The sequence below is a fragment of the Roseovarius sp. BRH_c41 genome (assembly GCF_000961715.1).
GTDB lineage: Bacteria > Pseudomonadota > Alphaproteobacteria > Rhodobacterales > Rhodobacteraceae > Roseovarius.
On record NZ_LADY01000051.1, the window covers coordinates 1 to 2,500 of the forward strand.

Consider the following 2,500-nt stretch of genomic DNA (forward strand, 5'->3'; position numbering starts at 1 on the left):
TGGTTGCGGGAGTAGGATTTGAACCTACGACCTTCAGGTTATGAGCCTGACGAGCTACCGGGCTGCTCCATCCCGCGACAGTATTTTGCCTGTTTTCCGTGTGTGGAATTGGGCGATTGTTTTGGCTTTGGGCGATATTGATCGCGTTGGGCCTATAGTATGCCCCAGCATTGTTTTGATGTGGGGCGTTTTATCGTGGTCGAGAGATACAGTTTGATGTCTTGAGGTTTTTACCAGGTTTGGCAGCGACCTACTCTCCCACGTCTTAAGACGCAGTACCATTGGCGCGACAGCGCTTAACGGCCGGGTTCGGGATGGGACCGGGTGTTTCGCTTGTGCTATGACCACCAAACCGGGAAAAAACCTCGAGACATATTAGGTGTCCTATCGCCTATCGGCGACTTGAGGACGTTTGTTTGTCCTGACGCCGCTCGGCGTCATGAGGACAGGTATTGCCCAACCGTCTTTCTCCGGTTGGGCCTTGTTCCAAGTCAAGACATTGTGTTTTGTGTATGCTTTTGAGTTTGTCCGTAACAATCTTGCTATTACTGGATCAAATCAAGCCTATCGAGCCATTAGTACCAGTCAACTGAACGCATTGCTGCGCTTACATCTCTGGCCTATCGACGTGGTGGTCTACCACGGCTCTCAGGGATACCTTGTTTTGAGGGGGGCTTCCCGCTTAGATGCCTTCAGCGGTTATCCTGTCCGAACATAGCTACCCTGCACTGCGGCTGGCGCCACAACAGGTCCACCAGTGGTTCGTTCACCCCGGTCCTCTCGTACTAGGGGCAACTCCTCTCAAGTATCCTACACCCACGGCAGATAGGGACCGAACTGTCTCACGACGTTCTAAACCCAGCTCACGTACCTCTTTAAACGGCGAACAGCCGTACCCTTGGGACCTGCTCCAGCCCCAGGATGAGATGAGCCGACATCGAGGTGCCAAACACTGCCGTCGATATGGACTCTTGGGCAGTATCAGCCTGTTATCCCCGGCGTACCTTTTATCCGTTGAGCGATGGCCCTCCCACTTGGGACCACCGGATCACTATGGCCGTCTTTCGACTCTGCTCGACTTGTCAGTCTCGCAGTCAGGCTGGCTTCTGCCATTGCACTCAACGAGCGATTTCCGACCGCTCTGAGCCAACCTTCGCGCGCCTCCGTTACGCTTTAGGAGGCGACCGCCCCAGTCAAACTACCCACCACGCAGGGTCCCGGACCCGGATAACGGGCCGCGGTTAGACATCAAGAGTGCGAAGGGTGGTATCTCAAGGGAGGCTCCACAGGGACTAGCGTCCCTGCTTCAAAGCCTACCACCTATCCTGCACATCACAATCCTGATGCCAGTGCGAAGCTATAGTAAAGGTGCACGGGGTCTTTCCGTCTAACCGCGGGAAACCTGCATCTTGACAGGTAATTCAATTTCGCTGAGTCTATGTTGGAGACAGCGGGGAAGTCGTTACGCCATTCGTGCAGGTCGGAACTTACCCGACAAGGAATTTCGCTACCTTAGGACCGTTATAGTTACGGCCGCCGTTTACCTGGGCTTCAATTCAGAGCTCTCACCCCTCCTTTTAACCTTCAGGCACCGGGCAGGCGTCAGACCCTATACGTCGTCTTGCGACTTCGCAGAGCCCTGTGTTTTTAGTAAACAGTCGCCACCCCCTGGTTTGTGCCCCCAGCCTCTAGTTGCCTAGAAACCGGGCCTCCTTCTCGCGAACTTACGGAGGTATTTTGCCGAGTTCCTTCAACATAGTTCTCTCAAGCGCCTTGGTATTCTCTACCAGTCCACCTGTGTCGGTTTAGGGTACGATCTAGCGATGGAGCTATTTCCAGGAACCAGTCAGCGGCCCGTTCAATCCGATAAGAACGAACAACCTCTCTGATCCGTCACTTCCATCTGGCCCAGGAATATTAACCTGGTTCCCATCGACTACGCCTTTCGGCCTCGCCTTAGGGGTCGGCTTACCCTGCTCAGATTAGCTTTAAGCAGGAACCCTTGGACTTTCGGCGAGGGTGTCTCTCACACCCTTTATCGCTACTCATGTCATCATTCTCACTAGTGATCTCTCCACGGGATCCCTCACAGGCCCGCTTCATCGAAGATTTCTTACCCTCCATGATGTCCCGAGGGACACTAAAGAGGATAGAAACCATGTCACACTACGCTCTGCTACCATGCCTTACGGCATCCTAAGCTTCGGCTCATGGCTTGAGCCCCGTTACATCTTCGCCGCAGGACAACTTATTTAGACCAGTGAGCTGTTACGCTATCTTTAAAGGATGGCTGCTTCTAAGCCAACCTCCTGGTTGTTTTGGTCGTCCCACCTGCTTTCCCACTTAGCCATGAATTAGGGGCCTTAGCTGTAGGTCAGGGTTGTTTCCCTCTCGACTACGGACGTTAGCATTCGCAGTCTGTCTGCCATCTAGTACTCCTCGGTATTCGGAGTTTGGTTAGGATCAGTAAGCCTGTGGGGCCCCATTACCCATCCAGTGC

General features: G+C 53.6%; 1 tRNA gene and 2 rRNA genes (1 of these 3 cut by a window edge). All 3 read right to left on the reverse strand.

Features of this window, described 5'->3' with window-relative positions:
• Positions 1–77 (reverse strand) — tRNA-Met (locus VR71_RS15140).
• A 160-nt stretch (positions 78–237) separates the two neighbouring features.
• Positions 238–352 (reverse strand): 5S ribosomal RNA (gene rrf / locus VR71_RS15145).
• A gap of 202 nt (positions 353–554) precedes the next feature.
• Positions 555–2,500, reverse strand: a 23S ribosomal RNA gene (locus VR71_RS15150); it runs 1,024 nt beyond the window's last position.